We start from the raw sequence: 22,281 nt of genomic DNA, 5'->3' as shown, positions 1-22,281 counted from the left end.
ATTGGGCATTGGGAAGAATTCAATTTCTAGTTCTCAGTCCCCTCTAATTTCGGTGCCAGCGCGTGCCATCACGGCTATCAATTAGCGTAATACTTTGTGCCTGGAGTTCGTCACGGATGCGATCGCTTTCGGCAAAATTCTTGCCTTTACGTGCTTCTTGCCTTTGCTGAATTTTCACCTCAATTTCCGCATCGCTTAAACCATTACTTGTTTGAGTTTCGGCTTCTATCTCGGCTTCTAAACCTAAAACTCCAGCTAATGTAACGAGAGTTTGCCATTGAAGTTGTAACTCCTGTGCTGATGTTTCGGTTTTCCCTTCATGCACAAGAATATTTCCCTCACGGCGCAGTTCTTTAGCTAATTCAAACAGCACTGTTAACCCACCAGGAAAATTAAAGTCGTTATTTACAGTTTCTTGAAAGCGTTCAACAGTTTCAGGAAGTAGTGAAGCATTCCCCACTGCCCATCCTAGTTTTTTGCCGTACTGGTAGCCGAAGAGTAAACCTTCTTTAATGGTGTGCCAACCGTTAGTTGCTGCGGCGATCGCTTCGTCGGTAAAATCTATCGGTGTACGATATTGAGCGGTCAGTACAAACAACCGCACTGCCATCGGGTCAACTCCTCGATCCAGCAATTCTCTAATAGTGATAAAGTTGCCCAAGGATTTGGACATTTTTTCACCATCTACCTTCACCATGCCGTTATGCAACCAGTAACGCGCCAGGGGTTTTCCTGTAACAGCCTCTGATTGGGCAATTTCGTTTTCGTGATGAGGAAAAATTAAGTCAGCACCACCAGCATGAATATCTATGGTATCACCCAAGCGATCGCGCACCATTGCCGAGCATTCTATATGCCACCCCGGACGACCTGCGCCCCAAGGTGATTCCCAAAAGGGTTCTCCTGGTCTGGCTGCTTTCCACAAAGCAAAATCGAAGGGGTCTTTCTTTTTCTGGTACTCTGGATCTTCTACATTGACGCGATCGCTTTTTCCGGCTTGCATATCTTCTAACCTGCGTCCCGAAAGCTTGCCATACTCAGCAAACTGCCGCACTGCATAATACACATCGCCGTCAGCAGGGTAAGCAAAACCCTTATTTTCCAACTCATGAATTAACCGTTGAATGCCATTCATCGTATGGGTAGCGCGGGGATATTCATCAGCTTCTTTGATTCCCAATCGCGCCATATCCTCAAAATATGCTTTGATAAAGCGATCGGCTACAGCTTCCATTGATGAATGTTCAACACAGGCGCGATTGAGAATCTTGTCATCAATATCGGTAAAATTTTGGATATATCGCACTTCATAGCCGATAAACTGGAGGTATCGGCGCACTACGTCCCAAACGATGCAAGCTCTAGCATGACCCAAATGGCAGTAGTCGTATACCGTCACGCCGCAGTAATACATCTTAACCTTGCCTGCTTCGACTGTTTCAAACGGTTCTTGACGACGGGTGAGGGTATTGTAAAGAGTTAGGGTCATAACAGAGTAATGCTGAAATAAGAAGATACGTAATAATAGGGTAAAGCAGCTGGGATGACAGTCCAGCATCCCTATGCTAGTACGTCACGGCGGAAATCAACATACTATTTGGACAAAATCTCGAAAGCTCATAAATCAAGGGTTTTTGAATTTTGAATTTTGAATTCCGCGTAGCGGCGCTAGTGTTTTCTGGACTTATCTGCGCTACATTACTATTTTTTGACTATTTGATAACAGCGCTATGCAATCAGCAGTTACACCCGAATCTTCGGCAATGGATACGCCCAAACAAGGAATGCCAGTAACAATTATTACGGGTTTCCTCGGCAGTGGCAAGACGACTTTACTCAATCATATCCTCAACAACCAACAGGGTTTAAAAACCGCTGTTCTCGTAAATGAATTTGGCGAAATTGGCATCGACAACGAGCTAATTGTTTCCACTGGTGAGAACATGGTGGAGCTAAATAATGGTTGTATCTGCTGCACTATTAATAATGATTTAGTAGATGCAGTTTACAAAGTTCTAGAACGCCAAGAAAATCTAGATTATCTAGTAGTGGAAACAACTGGATTGGCAGATCCGCTACCAGTTGCTTTAACATTTCTGGGCACAGAATTACGGGATTTAACCCGCTTGGATTCGATTATTACCGTGGTAGACGCGGCTAATTACAGCCTAGATTTATTTAACTCTGAGGCAGCATACAGCCAAATTGCTTATGGCGATGTAATTGTACTGAACAAGGCAGATTTGGTTGATGAAGCCACTTTGAACGAGTTAGAAAGAAAAATTAACGAAGTCAAGGAAGGAGCAAGAATTATCCGCGCTACGCGATCGCAAGTGCCACTTCCTTTAATTCTGAGTGTTGGTCTGTTTGAGTCTGATAAATATTTTGACACAGTGGTGGATGAACACGACCATCACGATCATCATGACGAGCATGACCACTCAACATGCGGTCACGATCATCACGACCATGACCATGACCATCACGATCATCACCATCATTCTGACCATTTAGAAAATGATGGTTTTACTTCCATCTCTTTCCAAAGTGACAAGCCTTTTTCTATTAGGAAGTTTCAGTATTTCTTAGATAACCAGCTACCCTCAAATATCTTCCGAGCGAAGGGGATTATGTGGTTTGATGAAAGTCCGAAACGTCATATTTTCCACCTTTGCGGTAAACGCTTCACCTTGGATGATGATGAATGGAAAGGTCAATTAAAAAACCAACTAGTGCTGATTGGTCAAAATTTGGATCGTGAGGCTTTAATTAGTCAACTCGAAAACTGCATTTCTCTACCTTCAACCTCTCGCGGTAAAGGTTTTGGCAAATAACAGTTAGGAGAGACGCGATTAATCGTGTCTGTACAAGAGTTAAGAGTTTAATACTCGTTCCCAGGTTCCACCTGGGAATACATTCCTAATGGCTCCGCCATCGATTTTGATCAATGAAAATGAGATAATAGCGAGTGTTTCGCCAATAATTACGAATTACGTTAGCGTAAAGCCTTCTCTTCTCTTTCAGAGACGCTACGCGAACGCCAACGGCATGGCTTCTCTACGAGAGGCTGCGCCAACGCTTAGAGCGAGTATTTCGTTCGCTTTTAGCGTCTCGTAGAGAGCGTCATTACGAATTAGTTAAAATGCGCGTTGTTATCCAGCGAGTTAAATCATCTCAAGTTACAGTTAACGGTGAAATTGTCGGTAAAGTTGGCCGGGGGCTAAATTTGCTCGTGGGTATTGCTAATACCGATACTGATGCTGAAATCGACTGGATGGTGCGTAAGTCCTTGGAATTACGGCTGTTTCCTGATGCGGAAGGAGACGACCGTTGGCAAAAATCTGTACAAGAAATTGGCGGTCAGTTATTGGTAGTCAGTCAATTTACACTTTATGGTGACTGTCGCAAAGGTCGTCGTCCTTCTTTTGACCGTTCAGCCGCTCCCCAATCGGCAGAAGATTTGTATAATCGTTTTGTTACCAAATTAAGAGCTAGCGGTTTGCAGGTGGAAACAGGTAAATTTGGTGCAATGATGCAAGTTACAATTGAAAACGATGGCCCCGTAACTTTGTTACTTGAAAAAGAAGCAATTTAAGTATATACACTAAAAATTGAATAACAGTAGTCTCTAGACCGTGGTGTTCTAATTGATGAGAGAATATTAAATTAACCATCACCAAAGCTTAAATTCATTCATCATGGCGAAAATCCAGTTTTCTAGAGGTCTTGACGAAGAGGTAACTCCAGATGTGCGCTTGACGCGATCGCGCACTGGGGACAGTGGTACAGCGACGTTTATTTTTACGAATCCGAAAATTTTAGATCAAGGTACTACCGAAGATATTACCGGGATGTACTTGATTGACGAAGAAGGCGAGATAATTACCCGTGAAGTTAAAGCTAAATTTATTAATGGGAAACCGGAAGAATTAGAAGCACTTTACGTCATGAAATCTGCCCAAGAATGGGAGCGCTTTATGCGCTTCATGGAGCGGTATGCTGAAGAAAACGATCTGGGACTGAGCAAAAATGAGGCATAGAGCATGGGGCATGGGGCATTGACAATTACCAATGCCCCATGCCCCATGCCCAATTATCAATTATTAATAGTACATGAGTGACATATAATGCCACAATCCCATCCAGACTCCCCTGGAGTTTTAGTAACTTGTGCTGTGGTTACTATCAGCGATACACGCACTTTTGAAATAGACAAAAGTGGCCAGCTAATTCAGCAGTTACTCCTTGATGCTAACCATGCTGTAGGAGCCTACACGATTATCAAAGATGAACCAACACAAATTCAAGGGCAGATAGAAAATCTGGGTAAAAGCTCAAATTTGGATGCTGTAATTTTCAATGGTGGTACAGGTATTGCACCAAGAGATACCACCTACGATGCCATTGAAAAGTTACTGGAGAAAACCTTACCGGGATTTGGTGAGTTATTTCGTTTTTTAAGTTATCAAGAAATTGGTTCGCGGGCGATCGCTTCTCGTGCTGTTGCTGGTGTTTATCAACATAAATTAATTTTCTCGCTTCCTGGTTCCAGTAATGCTGTGCGACTGGCGATGGAAAAATTGATCTTACCCGAACTCACTCACTTGGTAAGTCAGGTTTGTAAGGGGGCGAAATGAGCGTGCGATTCGTTGAGTGCTAAATCACGGTTAAAAGACCGTACATAATTACTCCAATCCAAGACTCCCAAGTCCAGATTGAACTTCCCGATTGATGTAGGTGTAAGTCCTACCCGTTAAACTCTGACGTGACTCCTTATCTGCCAGCAGCGAACAAGCTCGATTCTTGTAGACTGAAGCCTGGAACAGGGTGCAATCAGACAACCATTACGGGTTGACACTGGTGCTAACAGGGAGTTCCTAAGATGAAATACTTGCCCTGATCAATCACTTTTTAGCAGAGCGAGGATTGAAAGTAAGTGAAAAGAAAACCAAGCTAACACGCACGACAGATGGTTTTGACTTTCTTGGATGGCGCTTTAAAGTGCAAACCAAAGGGAAATTCAGAAGTGTTCCTTCCGTGGACAACTTCAAAGCTTTCCGTCAGAAAGTAAAAAGCATCGTCAACAACTCGAATTATGGTGCTACGGTCAAGGAATCGGAAGCTGGGTGCGATGAAAGTCGCACGCCCAGATTTAACAGAGAGGTGCGCGGGATAATACCTGCCATCGACTCTACCAGCCGTTCCGAAAGTTACCATAAGAACTTTTATCAAGAATGCTGAGTTAAAAGACCGCCCACAAAGGGAGTTGTTAAACTAATCCGCCTTTAAGTTGCATAATCCTTAGCTTTAGAAAGATTGCAAAAGACGTAGCGATGCAATTTGAATGATTATTAGCTTATTACCAAGTAGATCAGTACTGAATACTATTTTCTCACTCAGCACTCAGCATTGACTAAGATAAAACTAAAGCTTGAGGAATTGCAACTCATCCTTTCTATAGTTACATCTTGAGACTACCCAGAATTATAGTGAAGCAGATGAAATGTTAATATCAGGTTATCAATGGAGCCTATTTACTGGAATTGCATCATTGCTCACTGCATCACTGCATTTTCCTACTTTGGCATCTCTATAGTAATAGGGATTTTCTTTGCGAAAACTAAGGCAACGATCCCTTCTAAGTATAAGCTAGCTTTTTTCTTATTAAGTGGATTTGTACTATTTCGCGGATTTCATCATCTTTTGGCGATTTTTGAGCCACATGTGCCAGTGTCCCTGCTGCACTTAGCTGTACTCGACTTAATAGCGTTTATTTCCTTGGCTGCTTTAATCTACCTGATGCCAACCGGTTATCAAATTATAGGGGCGATCACCAAATCTCAAGAAGATACCCGTGAACTTCAACACAGCCAGCAGATACAACAGCTATTCCTAGATCAGGGCCCGTTTGCAGCCTATATCAAAGATGAGCAATCTAGAATGCTCTACTACAACCAGGAGATACAATCTAGATTTTCGGTAGATCCACAAGAATGGTTGGGGAAAACGACTAGTGAATTCTTGCCAGATCCAGAAGAGGGGCGGCGGGTAATGGAAAACGAGCAAGTCGTTTTGAAAACTCTACGCCCCTTAAAGCTGATTGAAGAGGTAAAGATACCTGGTAACGATCAGCCTTGTTACTGGCTATCGTTTAAGTTTCCGTTTAGCGATTACGCAACGGGCGCTTACCGCATTGGTGGGATCAGTATCGATATTACAGAATCCATAGAAGCACAGCGATCGCTCACTGAGCTAAATCAGCAGCTAGAAGAAAAAACACTGGAATTAGAGGCAAAAAAACGAGAACTTATATATCTCTCAGATATGACGGATATGCTTTATTCCTGTGAGTCTAAAGATGAGGTATATCAAATAGTTGCTTTAACTTTTTCCCAGCTATTTCCTAATATGAGTGGTTGTATCGATATAATTGCTAATTCCAAGAATTATGTTCAGATGAATAGTTTTTGGGGAAGTAAAAGAAGCAGTAAAGAAATATTTTCACTATCTGATTGTTGGGCATTGCGGAGAGGAAAATTAAACCTTTTATCGCCTTGTAATTCAGGACTAATGTGCAGTCACTTAATACAGCCTGTTAGCGGCACACATTTGTGTGTTCCATTTTTCGCACAAGGTGAAGTAATTGGGATCTTACACATCAATGCACTTGAAGAAATCAGTCCAGAAGCTCAACAAATTACTGAGATTATTGCTAGAACATTAGGCTTTGCACTGAATAATTTATCGATAAAACAGCGTCTAATCCATGAGAACTTGCGGGATGGGATGACCCAACTATTCAATCAAAGCTATATGCAAAGCATAACGGAACAAAGGCTAGCAGAAGCTGAACGATCGGGACAACCTCTTAGTATTATTTTCCTTGATATCGATAACTTCAAATCTTACAACTCGCGCTATGGGCACGTGACTGCCAACATTGTTCTCCAGGGATTAGCAAAACTGCTGTTAAAATCTATTCGCTCCTTTGACATTGCTTGTAGATGGGGTGGTGAAGAATTTGTGATTGTGATGCCTAATATGACAATGGAAACGCTCAGGAAGCGAGTAGAACAATTAAGGCTAGATATTGAACAAATGCAATTGAAAGACGGCGATCAGATCCTTGAAACCATCACTGCTTCTTTTGGAATAGCTGTATCAGAACCAGGAATTACGGTTAAGGATTTGCTGAATCAGGCAAATCAAGCCATGCTTGAGGCAAAGCGAACAGGGAAGAATCGCGTTAGGGAATATGTAAATACCTATAATTGAAGAAGAATTCTGAATTCAGAACACCGCAAGCCTTGAAATAAGCTAATTTTCAGTCTGCTTCAAGTGTCAGACTTTCCAAAATAGAAATCAGAATCTTATAAAATTTACCGTATAAAAAAACAACTCCCTGAAGATGTGGGAGTTGTTTTTTTATATTCAAGCAGTTTTTAAAACATTCAGAATGGAGCGATCGCTAAACAAATAGTAGCCAAAATAGCAGCGATTATATAAAACACTCCAACCACTTGCAATTCTGACCAGCCAGTAAGTTCCAAATGATGGTGTAAGGGTGCCATTTTAAAGAGACGTTTGCCTTTGCCATCGGGGCCTTTCGTGGCTTTGTAATAACTTACCTGTGCCATTACCGAAAGGGTTTCTACAAAGAAGATACCACTGAGAATAAACAGACCTACTAAGGTGTTTGTTAATAGTGCTACAGCAGCTAAAGCTCCTCCCAGTGCAAGGGAACCAGTATCTCCCATGAAAACGCGGGCTGGGTTGCGATTATGGGCTAAGAAACCTAAACACCCACCACTTAAAGCAGCACAGAAAACCATCAATCCTGGTGCTGTTGGTGCGACTAAAGCACCTAATGCCAAAAGTGCGAGCGCTACTGTTCCTGCTGCCAAGCCATCAATACCATCTGTTAAATTAGTCGCATTGCTTTCTGCAACTAGTACAAAACCGGCTATTGGCCAAAATAGGAATCCTAATGGTAGTGTGAAGCTCACCCAAGGCAAAGCAATATTTGTAATATTAGAAGGTTGATTAAACATCAGCCATAGACAAAACATTGCCGCAAAACTTACCTGCAAAGCCAGTTTTGTTTGTGGAGATATACCTTTATTTGATTTCCGACGCAGAATTTGCCAATCGTCGAGCCAGCCAATCAATCCATAGCTGAGTGTCAAAGCCGAAACTGCAAGCACCTCTTTAGAAAAGTTAGACAATATACAGGCAAGTAGCACAGATACAGGTATAAAAAATATACCGCCCATTGTGGGAGTGCCTGCCTTTTTTAGATGAGCTTGGGGCCCATCTTCGCGAATTATTTGTCCAGTTTTTAGTGCTTGAAGTAGAGGTATTACCCAATAGCCCACTACACCTGAACCAAACGCACACAACAGCAGTGGCAGGGTTAACGACATACTTTGCCAAGGTAGCCGATTGGCCATCGAATCCAAGAAAAATGCTGTTGTACCTAGCCCTACGGCTAATAAAGAGGCTAGAGCGATTCCAGAAATGTTTAATCCTTGCTCAGGAGATAATTTAGCGTCCACAGAAGTTTCCCTTCACTCCACACTTATAAAATTGAATACCAGTAACTAGGGATACTACCAAGTCCCTAGCCTGAAAAGGCTAATTCTCAGCGATTCCTATATCATCATCATCATCATCATCATCATCGAGGTCGTAGCCAATTCCATCGTCTACACCCATTAGGGAGTCTATTCCTTCTTCGTCAGCTTGAAAATCCGGTTCGTGAACGTCACGCGCGATGATGCGACCGTTGTTTTGTAACCAGTCCAACAAAGAGGACTCTGGCTTTAGGGGGATGACATCGGCTCGTTGGTTACGAGCTGCTTCACGTAATGGAGAGTTCAACATATCGAGTCAGGACAAGAAAAGGTTTACGTAAGTTGACATTTAGAGTCTATCACTTGACACGGATTAATTTAGTTATCTTTTCAACCCTTTAGTTGATAAATCCGCATTCAGATAGAAATTTTTTTATTTAATAAGCATAAGGCTTAAGTCAAGCGATTCTTAGTAATTTTTATGGCTCTACATATATGTCATGAATATCTTGTTTATGCTGATGGAAAGTGAGTGATTTTTGAGGTGACAGGCGATGATGGCAAAAGCGGCTCTTATGGATGCGATCACACTTACTAATCGCGGTCTATTGGCGACTGAAGAACAGAAACAGGCTATCTTAGCAGCGATCGCCAATTTAGAAGACTTTAATCCTACACCCCGTCCGGTGGAAGCTAGTAATTTGCTAGATGGCAATTGGCGATTACTATACACCACTAGCAAGGCTCTTTTAAATTTAGATCGTCTACCTTTATGCAAACTGGGTCAAATCTATCAGTGTATCCGGGTAGAGACTACCAGTGTTTACAACATAGCTGAGATTTATGGCTTACCTTATTTAGAAGGATTAGTCAGCATTGCTGCTAAATTTGAGCCAGTTTCCGGTCGGCGTGTCCAAGTGAAATTTGAACGTTCTATTATCGGCTTACAACGTTTAATAGAATACAATTCTCCGGTAACTTTTATCCAACAAATTGAAGCAGGTAGAAAATTTCCCGGAATTGATGTTGCCATAAATAGTGACAAACAGCAAGGCTGGTTAGATATCACTTATATAGATAACGACCTGCGGATCGGCAGAGGTAATGAGGGAAGTGTGTTTGTCTTAACTAAAACATAAGCTTCTACAAAATAACTGTTTGCGAACGAAGGTACGCTATAACGTGTGCCTTGTCAAGTAGGGTCTAATACAGTTTTAAATTTGGGATGTGTTAAGGGAGTGGAAAGATGAGGGAGAAATCAATTCAAAATTCAAAATTCAAGAACTTCTGCCTTCTGCCTTCTGCCTCCTGCCTCTCTGCCTCTTTTCAATGCCCAATGCCCAATGCCCAATTCAGACAAATAACTTAACAAAGACTCTTGCTGCGACCGTGAGGTTGTAGAGTGAAATCAATTAGCCCTCTAGATTGGCGATTGATAACTAAAAGGGAAAATAATCATGGTTCAACGTGGTTCTAAAGTACGTATTCTCCGCCCTGAATCCTACTGGTTTCAGGATCTAGGAACTGTAGCTTCCATCGACCAAAGTGGCATCAAATACCCTGTAATTGTCCGCTTTGAAAAGGTCAATTACTCTGGTATCAATACCAACAACTTTGCCCAGGATGAATTAGTCGAGGTTGAAGCACCAAAGGCTAAAGCACCGAAAAAATAGCAGCAAAGCTACAAGGGGGTTGTTTGATGCGATGATGAAGGGTAGTTTTAAAGTCTGAAGTATGAAGTCTGAAAATTTCAGTTTATTCATTCTTTGTCCTAGCCTACCCTAATCTACGAGAGCCGCCCTGCGGGTATTTACGGTTTCTTTTGGGTAGTAATACGAGCCATATAGGGCTATGTAAGTTACTACCCCATCTCTTCTTCCTCGATCCCTCAAATAAATCACAATTGCTTGCTTAACTCAGCTTGAATGCCTGAACTGCCTGAAGTTGAAACAGTCCGAAGGGGTCTAAATCAATTGACCCTCAACCAAGAAATCACGGGTGGAGATGTGTTGCTCGATCGCACCATCGCCTACCCGTTTTCTGTTGGTGAGTTTGTTGATGGAATTGAAAAAAATGCGATCGCTACTTGGCATCGTCGCGGTAAATATCTCCTCGCTGAACTCTCCTCATCTTCCCCTCCATCAAACAGTTGGCTAGGAGTTCATCTGCGAATGACCGGTCAACTCCTATGGCTGCATCGAGATGAACCATTACATAAGCACACGCGAGTTAGATTATTCTTTGGGGATCAGCAGGAATTGCGTTTTGTTGACCAGCGAACCTTCGGTAAAATATGGTGGGTTCCGCCTGGTGTTGCTGTAGAAAGTATTATGACTGGTTTGGCAAAACTGGCAGCAGATCCATTTTCACCAGAATTTAATGTTGAATATCTAGCAAGCAAACTCCAAAACCGCCGCCGTCCGATTAAAACTGCGCTACTAGATCAATCGGTGGTGGCGGGATTAGGTAACATCTATGCTGATGAAGCATTGTTTAAGAGTGGCATTTTACCTGAAACCTTGTGTATAGATTTGCAGCTAAAGCAAATTGAACGTTTGCGAACAGCCATCATTCAAGTGTTAGAAACCAGCATTGAGGCTGGTGGTACGACATTTAGTAATTTCTTAAGCGTTAAAGGTACTAACGGCAACTATGGTGGTGTAGCCTGGGTTTATAACCGCGCTGGAGAACCCTGTCGAGTTTGTGGTACATCAATTCAACGGATCAGGTTAGCTGGGCGATCTAGTCATTTTTGCTCCGAGTGTCAAACGTTACGGGGAGTCAGGAGACGCGATTAATTGCGTCTTTACAAAAGTTAGGAGTTCTAACTCGGAACTCTTTTAAAATGCAGGTGAAAGACGTTACAAATTTGAGAGAGGAACTCATGGCAGTCAAAAAAGGAGATATGGTTCGCGCTGTGCGCGAGAAACTAGAAAACAGTCTGGAGGCTAAAGCCAGTGATCCTCGCTTTCCTTCTTATTTGTTTGAAACCAAAGGCGAAATTGTCGATATCAAAGGTGATTACGCCCTGATTAAGTTTGGGAAAGTGCCAACACCTAATATTTGGTTACGTGTGGATCAACTCGAAGAGTTTAAATAAGTAAAAAGAATTCAGAAGTCAAAAGTCAGAATTTATCAAGGAGGCAGGAGGCAGGAGGAAAACTGCCCCGAAGGCAAAGGGTGGCTCCTGGCTCCGTTCTGTTTCCTGCGGCCGATGGGTCTTGGGTTTAACACCCCCACAAAACAAAAAAATTTGGGGCTGCTTATATGCAAGGGTCTGAATCTCCTGCTTAATAAAACCTCCTGCCGACGCTCGCGGACTCGCTAACGCTGCGCTATCCTGCCTCCTGAATTCTTGCTTAGAAAAATCGCATCTTAGTTTAACTTCGGCTCGATCTGTGCATCAAAATATTCAGCAACCGCAGGAAATTTTGGGCAACAAAATAATTCGTAATCCGTATAAATAGCAGCCAAAATAAAAAGCAGTAGGTTCAAATCCCACTGCTTATTTGTTATTCCAAAATTCATCACACTATGAAAACCAATATCACCAGATTGGTTTTGCGTTAACGGCGGGAATCCTGATCTGCGGGGTCGCCGTAGGGATCTTCGCTGGCTGGGCGGACATCACCAAACTCCCCTGTGTCTGCGGGGTCGCCGTAAGGGTCTTCGCTAGCTGGGCGAACATTGCCGTAAGACGCGATATCTGCGGGGTCGCCGTAGGGGTCTTCACTAGCTGGGCGAACATCGCCGTAAGATGCCGGATCTGCGGGATCACCGTAGGGATCTTCGCTGGCTGGACGTACATTGCGATCGCGGAATTCGGCATCTTGATCGGCTTGATCCCTGTTTGACCCCAAAAGCAACTCCTTCGCCTTTCGGAAAAATTCATCTACCATAATCTGTCTCCTGATTTAAGTTCGTGTTTCCGACGTGCGCGATCGGCGTTATCCTCCGGGAAACCCGCTTTCTTATTTACACACGCTTCGCTGATCTAGAGTGCCGGAGCTGCGGATGAAGTTATACCAGTGAGATCGCGACCTGTGGCATTCCGGTTATAGCCTTGGAATTCCCGATACTTTTGTGCTTCAGATTCTGGTACTCTAATTCCTTCTGCTGGTGGCGTTACCCAGTGAGCGCGATGTTCAGCATCACGGTAATATACACGCCCGTTCTTGGAAAGATAGTATTTACCTTGCGCTCCTTCTTGTGGAGCATTCTTATGTTGGTTGTACATGTAGTAAAGTGCCGCAGCTCCCGCCAAAAGTGCCACTTTTTGCCCCGTACCCAATCCTTTCTTAACTTCGGTTTGGTTTGTGCGATCGCTCACTGTTCTACTAACGGTATCATCCACTGGTGGTGGCACATTAGCTTTTTGGGAACCGCCTCCGCAGCTACTCAGCAAGGGCACCATTAGCAATGCCGAAAGCAGCACTGCAAATAGACGCGAAACTATTTTACGTTCTTTATATATTGTATTCATTGGATTTCGTTCTCACCTGTATTTGCTAAAAGCCTTGCTGTTGCAAAAACAAAGTTGGAATTCCTGTTATTTCGCTGGGAATTGAAAAAACACATACCACTCAATTTACAACTGCACAGCTACAGCGTTTCTCTGTCATGATCGTCGATTTTCTCAAGCGTTCCATCCCGCCTTTGAGAGAAACTGCATTCATCCCAAGGAAATATATTGTTGATTTTTGATGAGTCTATTTAGCTGAAACGCCGAAATTTTCAGCAATTTCTCGGTTATTTTTTCTGCATAAATAATTTAGAAAGATACAGTTACTATGATGCTTTTTGTCAAAAAGTACACTTAATATGACATCAAAAAATACTAGCACTCGTCTTCTTTTGGCTTTATGGGATTTGGGAGGAATGCAGCAAGAAGTTAAGAAGGGTCAACTCACTAAGCGAATTGTATCTAAAAGCCAGAAGGTGGCAGATTATCAGGGCATATTCGAGGAATTACAGAAGCAGGGTGCGATCGCAATTTCCAAAAAGGGATATTCTCTGACATCTGGCAAGGGTTTAGAGGTATTGGGTGAGGGTTTGAGAAGTGGCGATTTTAAGTTTGAAGGGACGATTGTCGGTACTTGGGCGGCGAATGCGTTGGTGAAGTGGATTAGTCAGATAGATGTTGCAGTGACTGGTGCAGATGTACCAGTTAATGGGGTTAAAGGTGCGATCGCATCTTACGACGAGTTTAAATCTGTGGCGTTGGAAGTCTACGACAAGTTGAACTATGAGTACAACTTTAATAATCTAGTGCCAATTTATCGCATTAGAAGAGGAATTGGCGATCGGGTGAGTCGTACAGAGTTCAGTGAGTGGTTGCTGGAAATGCAAGAAAAAGATGTTTTGCAGCTCATGGCAGGAGAAATGCGAGATATCACGCCAGACAAGCGTGATGATTCAATAACAATTCCTGGTGGTGGGTTGCGTTACTACACCAAGCTTTTAAATTCCTAAATTTCTCCGAATCCTTATGTCGCTTTTTACTCAGACAAAATTACTATGGACAGTTCAGCCGTCTCTCCAACAGAAGCCCTTAACGCTGCGATCAGAAGTCATAATCCATTTATCAACGCTGGCATAGTCAAAGAACAAGATGTATGGGGGAAGGGATTCCCCGATGTACCAACTTTAAATGCTCACGCTTCTAATGCAGTTTTTCAGGCAATTGATCTGGTACGTACTAGCCAATCGACTCAAGAGAAAGTGACATCAATTGCCATAACAGCTCAACAGGGTGTGGGTAAAACTCACATCCTTAGTCGCATTCGCCATAGACTGAAAACCAATGGAACTGCTCTGTTCATTTATGCAGGTGTTAACAACTATACAGATTTAAACCTAGTTAAATACCAGTTCCAACAAACTTTGGCAGATAGTCTCAGTAATACTGGTAGTCAAGGCGTAATGCAATGGCAGGAAGTGGCAGCGGCGATGGCAAATGAAGGCTTTAAAGCTATCGATTCTAATTTTCCAAGCCTTTTTCCCCAGGTACTAGTTGAAAGATTTGATAAAGTATCTTTAAGCTGGTCAGCTAGAAACAAAAATTTGATGGATAGGCTGACCAAAGAAGTTCTCAAAACAAAACCAAATGCAGATCCCTATATTGTCAGGGCTATTTTGTGGACACTTTCAGAAACTCAAGCATCTTTTGCAATTAAATGGTTATCTGGTGATGAATTAGCAACCTCTAATGCTAAGGAATTAGGATTACCCAATCCTAGTAAAGCTAGTCAAGACAGGGAATCTGAAGCCCTCAAAAATATTCAGCAAATCCTGAATTTGGTGAATTACTATAACCCAGTCGTCATCTGTTTTGATGAAATAGATGTAGAAAACAATTGCAGTGATGATGGCTTAACAACTCCACAGGTAATTGCTGATTTAGTGAAGCGTCTACATGATACTCTCGAACCATCTGTACTTGGTAGAGGTCTTGTTATTCTCACAGTTATGTTGCCTGATACGTGGACAAATAAGGTGGATCTGATGCCTGGTGGTACACCCGATCGAGTTTCAAAATATACGCAACGAAAACCAATAGATTTAAAAACTCTTGGTAGCGATTCTATGGTTGATTTAGTCACACTTTGGTTAAAAGAGTTTTATGAAATAAAACACTTAAAACCTCATCATCCACTTTATCCATTTGAAGAAAGTGAACTAAGAAAATATGGAAAGAACGGACTAACTGTAAGGGAAGCGTTGAAATGGTGTGCTGAAAATTTTAAGGTTGAGGAAGAAATATTACCACAAGACCCATTGCAAAGATTTTACTTGGCTTTAGAAAGAGAAAGCAAGGTAGATAATGGAGATTATTTAGATGAAAAAAATAACTCTTTAATTATCGATGCTTTACGTTTTGGCTTTCAGAGTTTGAAAGGTCAAACATTAGAATGTGAAACTTCTACAGGTGAAAAGCTAGAGGAATTAACAATCGAAGATATTACTGATGTTGAGCCAAAGTCAAAAAATCAGGATTGGATAAACTTTAAAATAATTGGCAAAGAAAAAAACAAAGGTTTCAAAATCGGTGTTGCTGTTCTCCAATACTTACATGGAAGAGCAGTTGGAGCAGGAATGTGGCGTTTAATTGAATATCAAACATTCGATATAACGCGAGGTTGTTTAGTTCGCTCTAAAGCAAATAAGATTCACAAAAATTGGGATTCTTATAGTTATCTCAAAAAACTTGTAGAAGAACTTGGTGGAGAACACGTGGATCTAAAAGCTGAGGAAATCCGAGAGCTAATTTACTTTGATGCTGTTTATCAGAAACGTGAAAGCTATCAGCTAACCGAAGAACAAGTTATGGAATTTTGCCGGATGTTTACTCGTAAAAATCCTTTACTTTTAGAAATTTTAAGCGATCCTTCTGGTCATATCGATGACGAAACTATTGAGGGAGAAGAATTATTAAACGACTTCCTTAACCCATCCATTATAGAGAATACAGACGACTCAGAGGATCTGAGTGAGTTGTTAAATTAATAAACATGAGCGAATCAGTTGTCCTTGACACAGCCTTATGTTTACCAGCTTCTGAGATTGAAGCGTTAATACAAGGGCGAATGATTGCCACAATGCCTCGAAAATTTATTAATTCGGGGCGGCAGTTTGCCCTTTATCCAACCGATATATCAATTAACTTACAATCCTATGAGCAGTACTATCGCCCAAGTTTTTTGTCAATTGCTCAAACAGTTTTAGCCCAACAAGGTTGTGAAAAGGTTGTGGTTAAAGCTTGGGCTAGGTGTGAAGGGTGCATTTTGCACCCTCCTGAATCTTTGGATAGTTTGTCACAATTAACAGTCTGGACAAAAGAAGCATTACAGCTAACTCTTGGGAAAAGACCTCATCTTTTTCTGGCTTACCTACGTGTTTATCTACTGCCTCAATCGCTTGAGATTTTTTTGAAATCCCCAAATCCTGAGTTTCGCCCTTTAAACTCTTCGCTGATCGTTTCTGAAGCCAAACCTGTATTAAACGATCGCACCTTCGCCCAACGCAAAAGCCAATTAGAAAAGCTAGAACCCCCGCTACATCCTGAATTAGAAGAATTGCAGAGTGCGATCGCATCCCTAACCATTAGCCAACCAGCAGCTAAACAATTAGACGACGATATCAAAGTATTCTTAGGTTGGAGTAGTGACAAGCTAATTACGCAACCCGATCCAAATTTAGCTTGGATAAATGATATTGCAAAACTGGGCGATCGCAGCATCGAGCTAGAGGAGAAAAAAAGCAACTACCAAGCTGGTACAGATTTTGAAAACATCGCACGTCAAAGTCTGGAGTTTTTAGGATTCAAGGTTGAAAATGCTTACAAAGGTGGCGCTGGAGGCTTAGATTTATTTTGTTCAAAACCTTACCCTATTGTTTGCGAGTGTAAAGCGGGTAGGCTTATTCCTAGCGGTACAGTTGAGGAATTAATTAAGCTAGGCGGAATGCATTTAGGTGCTGATCCATTTCTTGATTCAGCAAAATTAGTAATTGGCCCAGGTAATCCATCTACAGATATACTAAAAGCTGCGCACAAATGGAAAGTAAGTATTATTAATGCTATGACTTTACAAAAGTTAGTTGAATTCAAAGCCAAATATCCAGGTGCTATTAATTTAATCGAATTACGGCAATATCTAGAACCTGGGCAAATTGACTATAGAATTAATGAATATATTGATAAAGCTGAGAGAGACATTAAGTTGCGATCGCAGATTATTATGGCAGTTAAAGAACTCTCTGAACAAGATAACGAAACTTCAAAAGCTACACATCCGAGTTTTACAGTTACAGAAATTCGTGTTCATTACAATGCTACTCATAACCCCCGACTAAATGATGAAATAGTTCACGATTTACTGATAGAACTTTCCTCACCCTTAACAGGCTATTTAGGGCGAATTAAAGGTAGTGATTGGAATAGCGATCGCTTTTACTTTCTCCGCAATTTACTTCTTAACTAAAATATAGCAAAATACATCTCTTTTCTTACCTTCGCGCTCTACCCTTCGGGAAGCCACTTCGTGTCTATGCGTACTTTGCGGTTCGTTTCAAAATAACTGAAGTGCGTAGGCGTAGGCAGCCGTAGACATCGCATTTATCCCAAAGTTAATATACCAACCTGATAATTTGCTACCAACGGCAGAATTTTTAGCCATTCCGAACCTAATAATACTTCCGTAATTTCATTGCCCACATAAACATTAATTTCATACTCTTGTTCGTTTAATATCACCTTGCCTAAATAAATATCAAATCTTGATTTTCCCTTAGCAGTTCGTAGAGATTCTTCACCGATATAAGCCCAATTAAGACACTCTAAATCTTGTTTGTTAATAGCCAGAAAGTCTGTAAAACCAGTATCCAGCATGGCATCTACAGGCAAATCTAATCCATCAGATGTAATCAAATCAATTTCAAAAAATAGTTGTCCATTATCTCCAAAGTTACCCTGAATCATATTGTGCCAGTTGTTCCCGTTTCATTTAGACAGAATATACAATGTCTACTATTTGGGTACTTTTGTAGGGCTTTTTTATGAGCTTGCATTTTATCCACATCAATCAAATAATCTCCACTATTTGGCTCCACAGCAATATACCAACCATAGTGTTCCTGAATAAAATCGGGACGTACACGGTCAAAAATTTCCCGACAGCGATGATAGAATACCTCATCTTCAGCTTTGCGTCTAGCAAGCTCTTCTGGTGGTAAAGTGCGTTCTGGAAAGATTCTACCTCGACGTGCAGGTTGTTTTGCAGTTGATTCAGTCATAATAATTAACCCTATTTGTTAATGCTGTCTTAACTTTATTTTACAGAAAGATAAAGGCGATCGCTTTTACTTCCTCTGCTATTTACCTATGAACTAAAGATAGTATAATATATCTTTTTTTTACATCTGCGTTCTCTGCGCCTCTGTAGTTCGTTTCAAAATAACTAAAGTACAGATTGCTTTACAATTAATTACTTCATGAATAATTAATACTATCTATTGACTTAATTTTATTTTATGAGAAGCAATAAAAATCTTAGTTGCAGCCCACCCCAAGGCATCGCAATCTTTCATCTTTTCCTCAGTAAATGCTATTTATAGTTACAAACTTTACAAAAAATTCATACTTAGCCACTATGTAACTTCATTTACATGATATAAGGGTTTAGTACTGTCGAAGAAACACATTATACTTACTACACTGGTGTTCATTAATCACAAACCTCTACCAAGTTTAAAACTTAGGCAAGATGACCCATGTATTATCAAATTTGGAATTTCTTTCTTAAAGAAGATAAATACATCTATTGGAAACAAAAAATAAAAGTTAACAAAAACTTTGACAAAGTTACATGGCAAAAGATTATTGATTTCTTGTCACTAGTAGAGCAAACTTTCCAGTTGAAAAGTCAACTAGCAGAAACCGATAGCCTTGAGCCGTTTCTCAAGTTAGCAAGAGAAAATGGTTACAACTTGACAGCAGAAGAACTTGCCTGGTTTCTAGTTACGAGAAGACAGATTTGGGATCTTTTTGATATTGCACAAAAAACGCCATCTCTCAAGGAAGAATTACTAATAGCTAAAGATCCACAGCAGTTCATAGACATCGCTGCCGAAAATGGCTATTACTTTTCTGTAGATGAGTTAGCTTGGCTATTAATTGACATCAAATCATCATCAAATTTAGTATCTATTAACAACAGCGTTGGAGAGATTCTCACGGTATCAAGCTACGGCAGAATTGAAACAGGATACTGGATTTGGCTAGCAGAACACTGGGGAATTGTGCCACCATTTTGTCATCGGGATAAACCCAGCACTTTCTTGTGTCAAAATCTCAACAATCCTTTTTTACCCGATCGCTGTTTCTTACCCAAGAGTTATTTTAATCAACGCCTTATGGCAATTCATAATTAAAATAATTCGTAATTAGGCAAAGGAAGAGAAGAAAGCAATACTTAACCAAACGGTATTGAGTTATGAAACTTAATTACGAATTACGAATTATACAGTGAAGCATCCTAGACAGAAGATATATCTTCTATTTAGGATGCTTCACAATAAAAAATTGTTGTTGAGACAACAATTCTGGACAAAATGTGAGATTTAGACTAGAGCTATCAGCTAGCAGAAACGGTCAAACTACCGGGTTTCTGAAGATCACCTTGTAAAACTACACCCCGCTGATTGGCATAGATGTGACGCAAAATCTTGTAAATTGCCTCAACTTGGTCTGATGCGCCTGCCTTCTCGGCGAGTTCGTCAAGAGAAAGGGGAGTTTTTTCTTTTTGTAGGACTGCTACCACTCGTGTTTGTAAATCAAGAATCGAGGCGGCAGCTTTTTTGCCAGCTTCTACTCCTGGTTGATGGTAGGCGTTGACGTTGACCAAACTAGCATATAAACCAACAGCACGTTCATACAAAGCAATTAATGCCCCTACAGTTCGGGGATTAACTTGGGGAATCGTGACTGTAATCGAATCGCGGTGATTTTCATAAAGCGCTTGTCGGGTTCCTTGGAGAAAACCGGAAAGATAATCGCCTGATGTAACTCCTGGATCTATTTCAGTGGATGGGCCTTGACGATCTTCCAATACTTCGATGAAGGTAGCAAAGAAATTCGCTACACCCTCGCGTAACTGCTGGACGTAAGCGTGTTGATCTGTTGAGCCTTTGTTGCCATAAACGGCGATGCCTTGATGGACAACGTTGCCTTCTAAGTCTTTTTCCTTACCCAAGGATTCCATCACCAGCTGTTGCAAATAGCGACTGAATAAAAATAAGCTGTCCTTGTAAGGTAGGACAACCATATCTTTTTCGCCTTTTCCATTGCCTGCAAAGTACCAAGACAAAGCAAGCAAGGCTGCTGGGTTATTTTTCACATCTGGGACGCGGGTAGCGTCATCCATTTCTTTTGCACCATCTAGTATAGCGCGAACATCAATGCCCTGTAATGCCGCTGGTACTAGCCCCACAGCAGACATTTCTGAGGTGCGTCCTCCTACCCAGTCATACATCGGAAATCTGGCCAGCCAACCTTCATCTTTGGCTAGTTTATCGAGGTTGCTATCAACGCTGGTAATTGCTACCGCATATTGAGCAAATTCCAAATTGTGTCCGGCGTAAGCTTTTTTAACTTCAATCATGCCGTTGCGGGGTTCCGGTGTTCCCCCTGATTTGGAGATCACCAATACCAAAGTGCTGGCAAGGCTATTTCGGAGATGATTGATAACGCGATCAATACCTGTGGGATCGTTATTATCGATAAAGTGAATTTTCAGGGGCGGGAAATCAGGAGCGAGGGCTTCAGCGACGAATTGGGGGCCGAGAGCGGAACCACCAATTCCAATGGAGATAATATCCGTGAAGCGGCTTGCTCTGGGAGGATGAATAGCACCTGTTTGGACTTTTTCTGCAAAAGCTTCGATTTGTTCTAGGGTTTGGACTATTTCTTGTGTAAGTTCTGGAGCTGGCGCTAAATCAGGATTTCGCAGCCAGTAGTGTCCAACCATGCGGTTCTCGTCAGGATTTGCGATCGCACCCTTCTCTAGTTGAGCCATATCCGCAAACGCCTTGTCAAACTTCGGCCGCAACGAATCCACGAAGGGATCATCGAACCGTATCCGACTTACGTCTAAGTACAGTCCCAATCCCTCGTGGAAATATAACCAGTTTTGGTATCGTTGCCAAAGTGCCCTAGCATCCATAGGGAAATCTCAAATAAAGTGTTATTTCAAAAACCAGTTTAATGTAAGGTTATAGCGATCCCTGCCTAGCCTTATACAGTTTACAGTTTTAAGTGTTCCCTTGACTCTTGACTTTAAACATCTGGCATAGGGATGACACGCAGAAATTTCACAATTTCACCCCTAATTTCTATACCAATCAGATAATTATCTAGGGTGAAGCGGTGAAAAATACCTTCACTATCAAGCTGTCGCAGTTCTCTTAAATCACTCAACTGCCACTTTTGGGCTAACTCAATAAAAACAAAATCATGCACCCGCTCGTAGGCGGCAGGTTCTAAATTCTTCAGGTCTAGCAAAAAAGACCTGGCATAGCGCATTTCCAGACTCACTGGGCGTTACCTTCACCAAAACTTGAGGGGCCACTGGCACTAGTACCGCAAGGCGGAAGTCAAAAGTCAAAAGTCAAAAGTTTTGTATATCAAGGCTTTTGCAAGTTTTAAAATGCTAGCTTGATTTCCGCCGCGCTGTACTAGATAAAGAAAGCGCTGCTGAATCAGAAAAACATCAACAGTCTTACCGCTTCTTCATGGGTTAAGATATCCCACGGTTGCTGCGATCGCTTGACTTTTTGTATGGCTTTTAGCATATAAAAGTCATAATGTAAAGCTTCGAGAACGTTCCAAATGTCTTGCAAATCGTCATCGCCTAACTGCTCGATTAAGTGATGCATTCTAAGTCGCAGCAAATTCATACGTCAATTATTCCCTACCACCAAACACCAACAATAAATAGTATTCCCATAAAATTAGCTCCGCTCAAGCTACGCTAAAATTTATTCGCCCGGCGAAGAGGGCAGAGGGGCAGGGAGCAATCAATTCAAAATTCAAAATTCAAAATTCAAAATTAAAGAACTTCTGCCTTGTGCCTCCTGCCTTCTCTTTCCCCATACCCAATTCCCAATCCCCAATGCCCAATTCGCAATTCCCAATGCCCAATGCCCAATTCCC

23 protein-coding genes and 1 pseudogene are annotated in these 22,281 nt (G+C 41.6%); 14 read left to right on the top strand and 10 right to left on the bottom strand.

What is annotated here, in order from left to right; all coding sequences use genetic code 11:
* Positions 1–43: 43 nt before the first annotated feature.
* Positions 44–1,489 carry a cysteine--tRNA ligase gene (gene cysS / locus HWQ40_RS07665; RefSeq protein ID WP_292776208.1) on the bottom strand — a complete coding sequence of 482 codons (1,446 nt, stop codon included), beginning with the start codon at positions 1,487–1,489 and terminating at the stop codon, positions 44–46.
* A gap of 241 nt (positions 1,490–1,730) precedes the next feature.
* Between cysS and HWQ40_RS07660 the strand changes: the two genes are divergently transcribed.
* The 6 genes and pseudogenes from HWQ40_RS07660 to HWQ40_RS07635 all read left to right on the top strand — a co-directional run bounded on the left by HWQ40_RS07660 (position 1,731) and on the right by HWQ40_RS07635 (position 7,275).
* Positions 1,731–2,834: a GTP-binding protein gene (locus tag HWQ40_RS07660; RefSeq protein WP_292776206.1), complete on the top strand. Its 1,104-nt coding sequence runs from the start codon at positions 1,731–1,733 to the stop codon at positions 2,832–2,834.
* Between the two features lie 308 nt (positions 2,835–3,142).
* Positions 3,143–3,595, top strand: coding sequence for a D-aminoacyl-tRNA deacylase (gene dtd / locus HWQ40_RS07655; protein WP_292776204.1), 453 nt, complete (start codon positions 3,143–3,145; stop codon positions 3,593–3,595).
* A gap of 103 nt (positions 3,596–3,698) precedes the next feature.
* Positions 3,699–4,040, top strand: a complete 342-nt coding sequence (gene psb28, locus HWQ40_RS07650) for a photosystem II reaction center protein Psb28 (protein ID WP_194042354.1) — start codon at positions 3,699–3,701, stop codon at positions 4,038–4,040.
* Between the two features lie 84 nt (positions 4,041–4,124).
* Complete coding sequence (locus HWQ40_RS07645; protein ID WP_292776399.1) at positions 4,125–4,637, top strand: molybdenum cofactor biosynthesis protein B; 513 nt, start codon at positions 4,125–4,127, stop codon at positions 4,635–4,637.
* A 247-nt stretch (positions 4,638–4,884) separates the two neighbouring features.
* Positions 4,885–5,112: pseudogene (locus HWQ40_RS07640) on the top strand (RNA-dependent DNA polymerase); the annotation flags it as partial.
* 618 nt (positions 5,113–5,730) lie between these two features.
* A complete protein-coding gene (locus HWQ40_RS07635) occupies positions 5,731–7,275 on the top strand; it encodes a diguanylate cyclase (protein ID WP_292776202.1) in 1,545 nt (514 codons plus the stop codon).
* Positions 7,276–7,451: 176 nt separating this feature from the next.
* Here HWQ40_RS07635 and mraY read toward each other — a convergent pair whose 3' ends face one another.
* On the bottom strand, positions 7,452–8,555 hold the full coding sequence (gene mraY, locus HWQ40_RS07630) for a phospho-N-acetylmuramoyl-pentapeptide-transferase (RefSeq protein ID WP_292776200.1): 1,104 nt from the start codon (positions 8,553–8,555) through the stop codon (positions 7,452–7,454).
* Positions 8,556–8,634: 79 nt separating this feature from the next.
* Positions 8,635–8,883 carry a DUF3134 domain-containing protein gene (locus HWQ40_RS07625; protein ID WP_292776197.1) on the bottom strand — a complete coding sequence of 83 codons (249 nt, stop codon included), beginning with the start codon at positions 8,881–8,883 and terminating at the stop codon, positions 8,635–8,637.
* A 244-nt stretch (positions 8,884–9,127) separates the two neighbouring features.
* On the opposite strand from HWQ40_RS07625, the gene HWQ40_RS07620 reads away from it, so the two are divergent.
* The 4 genes from HWQ40_RS07620 to HWQ40_RS07605 all read left to right on the top strand — a co-directional run bounded on the left by HWQ40_RS07620 (position 9,128) and on the right by HWQ40_RS07605 (position 11,673).
* Positions 9,128–9,712 carry a PAP/fibrillin family protein gene (locus HWQ40_RS07620; RefSeq protein ID WP_292776195.1) on the top strand — a complete coding sequence of 195 codons (585 nt, stop codon included), beginning with the start codon at positions 9,128–9,130 and terminating at the stop codon, positions 9,710–9,712.
* A 318-nt stretch (positions 9,713–10,030) separates the two neighbouring features.
* The gene (locus tag HWQ40_RS07615; RefSeq protein WP_094349537.1) at positions 10,031–10,246 is read left to right on the top strand and encodes a photosystem I reaction center subunit IV; all 216 of its coding nucleotides are present in this window, start codon (positions 10,031–10,033) and stop codon (positions 10,244–10,246) included.
* Between the two features lie 252 nt (positions 10,247–10,498).
* On the top strand, positions 10,499–11,371 hold the full coding sequence (locus HWQ40_RS07610) for a DNA-formamidopyrimidine glycosylase (RefSeq protein WP_292776193.1): 873 nt from the start codon (positions 10,499–10,501) through the stop codon (positions 11,369–11,371).
* Positions 11,372–11,457: 86 nt separating this feature from the next.
* Positions 11,458–11,673: an NAD(P)H-quinone oxidoreductase subunit O gene (locus tag HWQ40_RS07605; RefSeq protein ID WP_292776191.1), complete on the top strand. Its 216-nt coding sequence runs from the start codon at positions 11,458–11,460 to the stop codon at positions 11,671–11,673.
* 466 nt (positions 11,674–12,139) lie between these two features.
* On the opposite strand, the gene HWQ40_RS07600 is transcribed toward HWQ40_RS07605, so the two are convergent.
* A complete protein-coding gene (locus HWQ40_RS07600; protein WP_292776188.1) occupies positions 12,140–12,472 on the bottom strand; it encodes a translation initiation factor in 333 nt (110 codons plus the stop codon).
* 95 nt (positions 12,473–12,567) lie between these two features.
* A complete protein-coding gene (locus HWQ40_RS07595) occupies positions 12,568–13,056 on the bottom strand; it encodes a hypothetical protein (protein WP_292776186.1) in 489 nt (162 codons plus the stop codon).
* A 338-nt stretch (positions 13,057–13,394) separates the two neighbouring features.
* Between HWQ40_RS07595 and HWQ40_RS07590 the strand changes: the two genes are divergently transcribed.
* The 3 genes from HWQ40_RS07590 to HWQ40_RS07580 are packed head-to-tail and all read left to right on the top strand — an operon-like array spanning position 13,395 to position 17,554.
* Positions 13,395–14,045 (top strand): hypothetical protein, encoded by a 651-nt coding sequence (locus HWQ40_RS07590; protein WP_292776183.1) that lies wholly within the window; start codon positions 13,395–13,397, stop codon positions 14,043–14,045.
* Positions 14,046–14,090: 45 nt separating this feature from the next.
* Positions 14,091–16,079, top strand: a complete 1,989-nt coding sequence (locus HWQ40_RS07585) for a P-loop NTPase fold protein (protein WP_292776182.1) — start codon at positions 14,091–14,093, stop codon at positions 16,077–16,079.
* Between the two features lie 5 nt (positions 16,080–16,084).
* A complete protein-coding gene (locus HWQ40_RS07580; protein WP_292776180.1) occupies positions 16,085–17,554 on the top strand; it encodes a DUF1802 family protein in 1,470 nt (489 codons plus the stop codon).
* 134 nt (positions 17,555–17,688) lie between these two features.
* On the opposite strand, the gene HWQ40_RS07575 is transcribed toward HWQ40_RS07580, so the two are convergent.
* Positions 17,689–18,051, bottom strand: coding sequence for an aspartyl protease (locus tag HWQ40_RS07575; RefSeq protein WP_292776178.1), 363 nt, complete (start codon positions 18,049–18,051; stop codon positions 17,689–17,691).
* Entirely contained in the window at positions 18,048–18,365 is a 318-nt protein-coding gene (locus HWQ40_RS07570; RefSeq protein WP_292776175.1) for a hypothetical protein, read from the bottom strand. Before HWQ40_RS07570 ends, HWQ40_RS07575 begins: the two co-directional genes overlap by 4 nt.
* Before the next feature lie 477 nt (positions 18,366–18,842).
* On the opposite strand from HWQ40_RS07570, the gene HWQ40_RS07565 reads away from it, so the two are divergent.
* Positions 18,843–19,502 (top strand): Nif11-like leader peptide family natural product precursor, encoded by a 660-nt coding sequence (locus HWQ40_RS07565; RefSeq protein WP_292776172.1) that lies wholly within the window; start codon positions 18,843–18,845, stop codon positions 19,500–19,502.
* A gap of 203 nt (positions 19,503–19,705) precedes the next feature.
* On the opposite strand, the gene HWQ40_RS07560 is transcribed toward HWQ40_RS07565, so the two are convergent.
* The 3 genes from HWQ40_RS07560 to HWQ40_RS07550 all read right to left on the bottom strand — a co-directional run bounded on the left by HWQ40_RS07560 (position 19,706) and on the right by HWQ40_RS07550 (position 22,025).
* The gene (locus tag HWQ40_RS07560) at positions 19,706–21,292 is read right to left on the bottom strand and encodes a glucose-6-phosphate isomerase (RefSeq protein WP_292776170.1); all 1,587 of its coding nucleotides are present in this window, start codon (positions 21,290–21,292) and stop codon (positions 19,706–19,708) included.
* 113 nt (positions 21,293–21,405) lie between these two features.
* Positions 21,406–21,663 carry a cytotoxic translational repressor of toxin-antitoxin stability system gene (locus HWQ40_RS07555; RefSeq protein ID WP_292776168.1) on the bottom strand — a complete coding sequence of 86 codons (258 nt, stop codon included), beginning with the start codon at positions 21,661–21,663 and terminating at the stop codon, positions 21,406–21,408.
* Between the two features lie 164 nt (positions 21,664–21,827).
* Positions 21,828–22,025: a hypothetical protein gene (locus HWQ40_RS07550; protein WP_104907481.1), complete on the bottom strand. Its 198-nt coding sequence runs from the start codon at positions 22,023–22,025 to the stop codon at positions 21,828–21,830.
* Positions 22,026–22,281 lie beyond the last annotated feature (256 nt).

The organism is Nostoc sp. NMS9 (assembly GCF_017114995.1).
GTDB lineage: Bacteria > Cyanobacteriota > Cyanobacteriia > Cyanobacteriales > Nostocaceae > Nostoc.
Note: the sequence above shows the minus strand (reverse complement) of the source record. Positions and strands in the feature narration are given on the sequence as shown.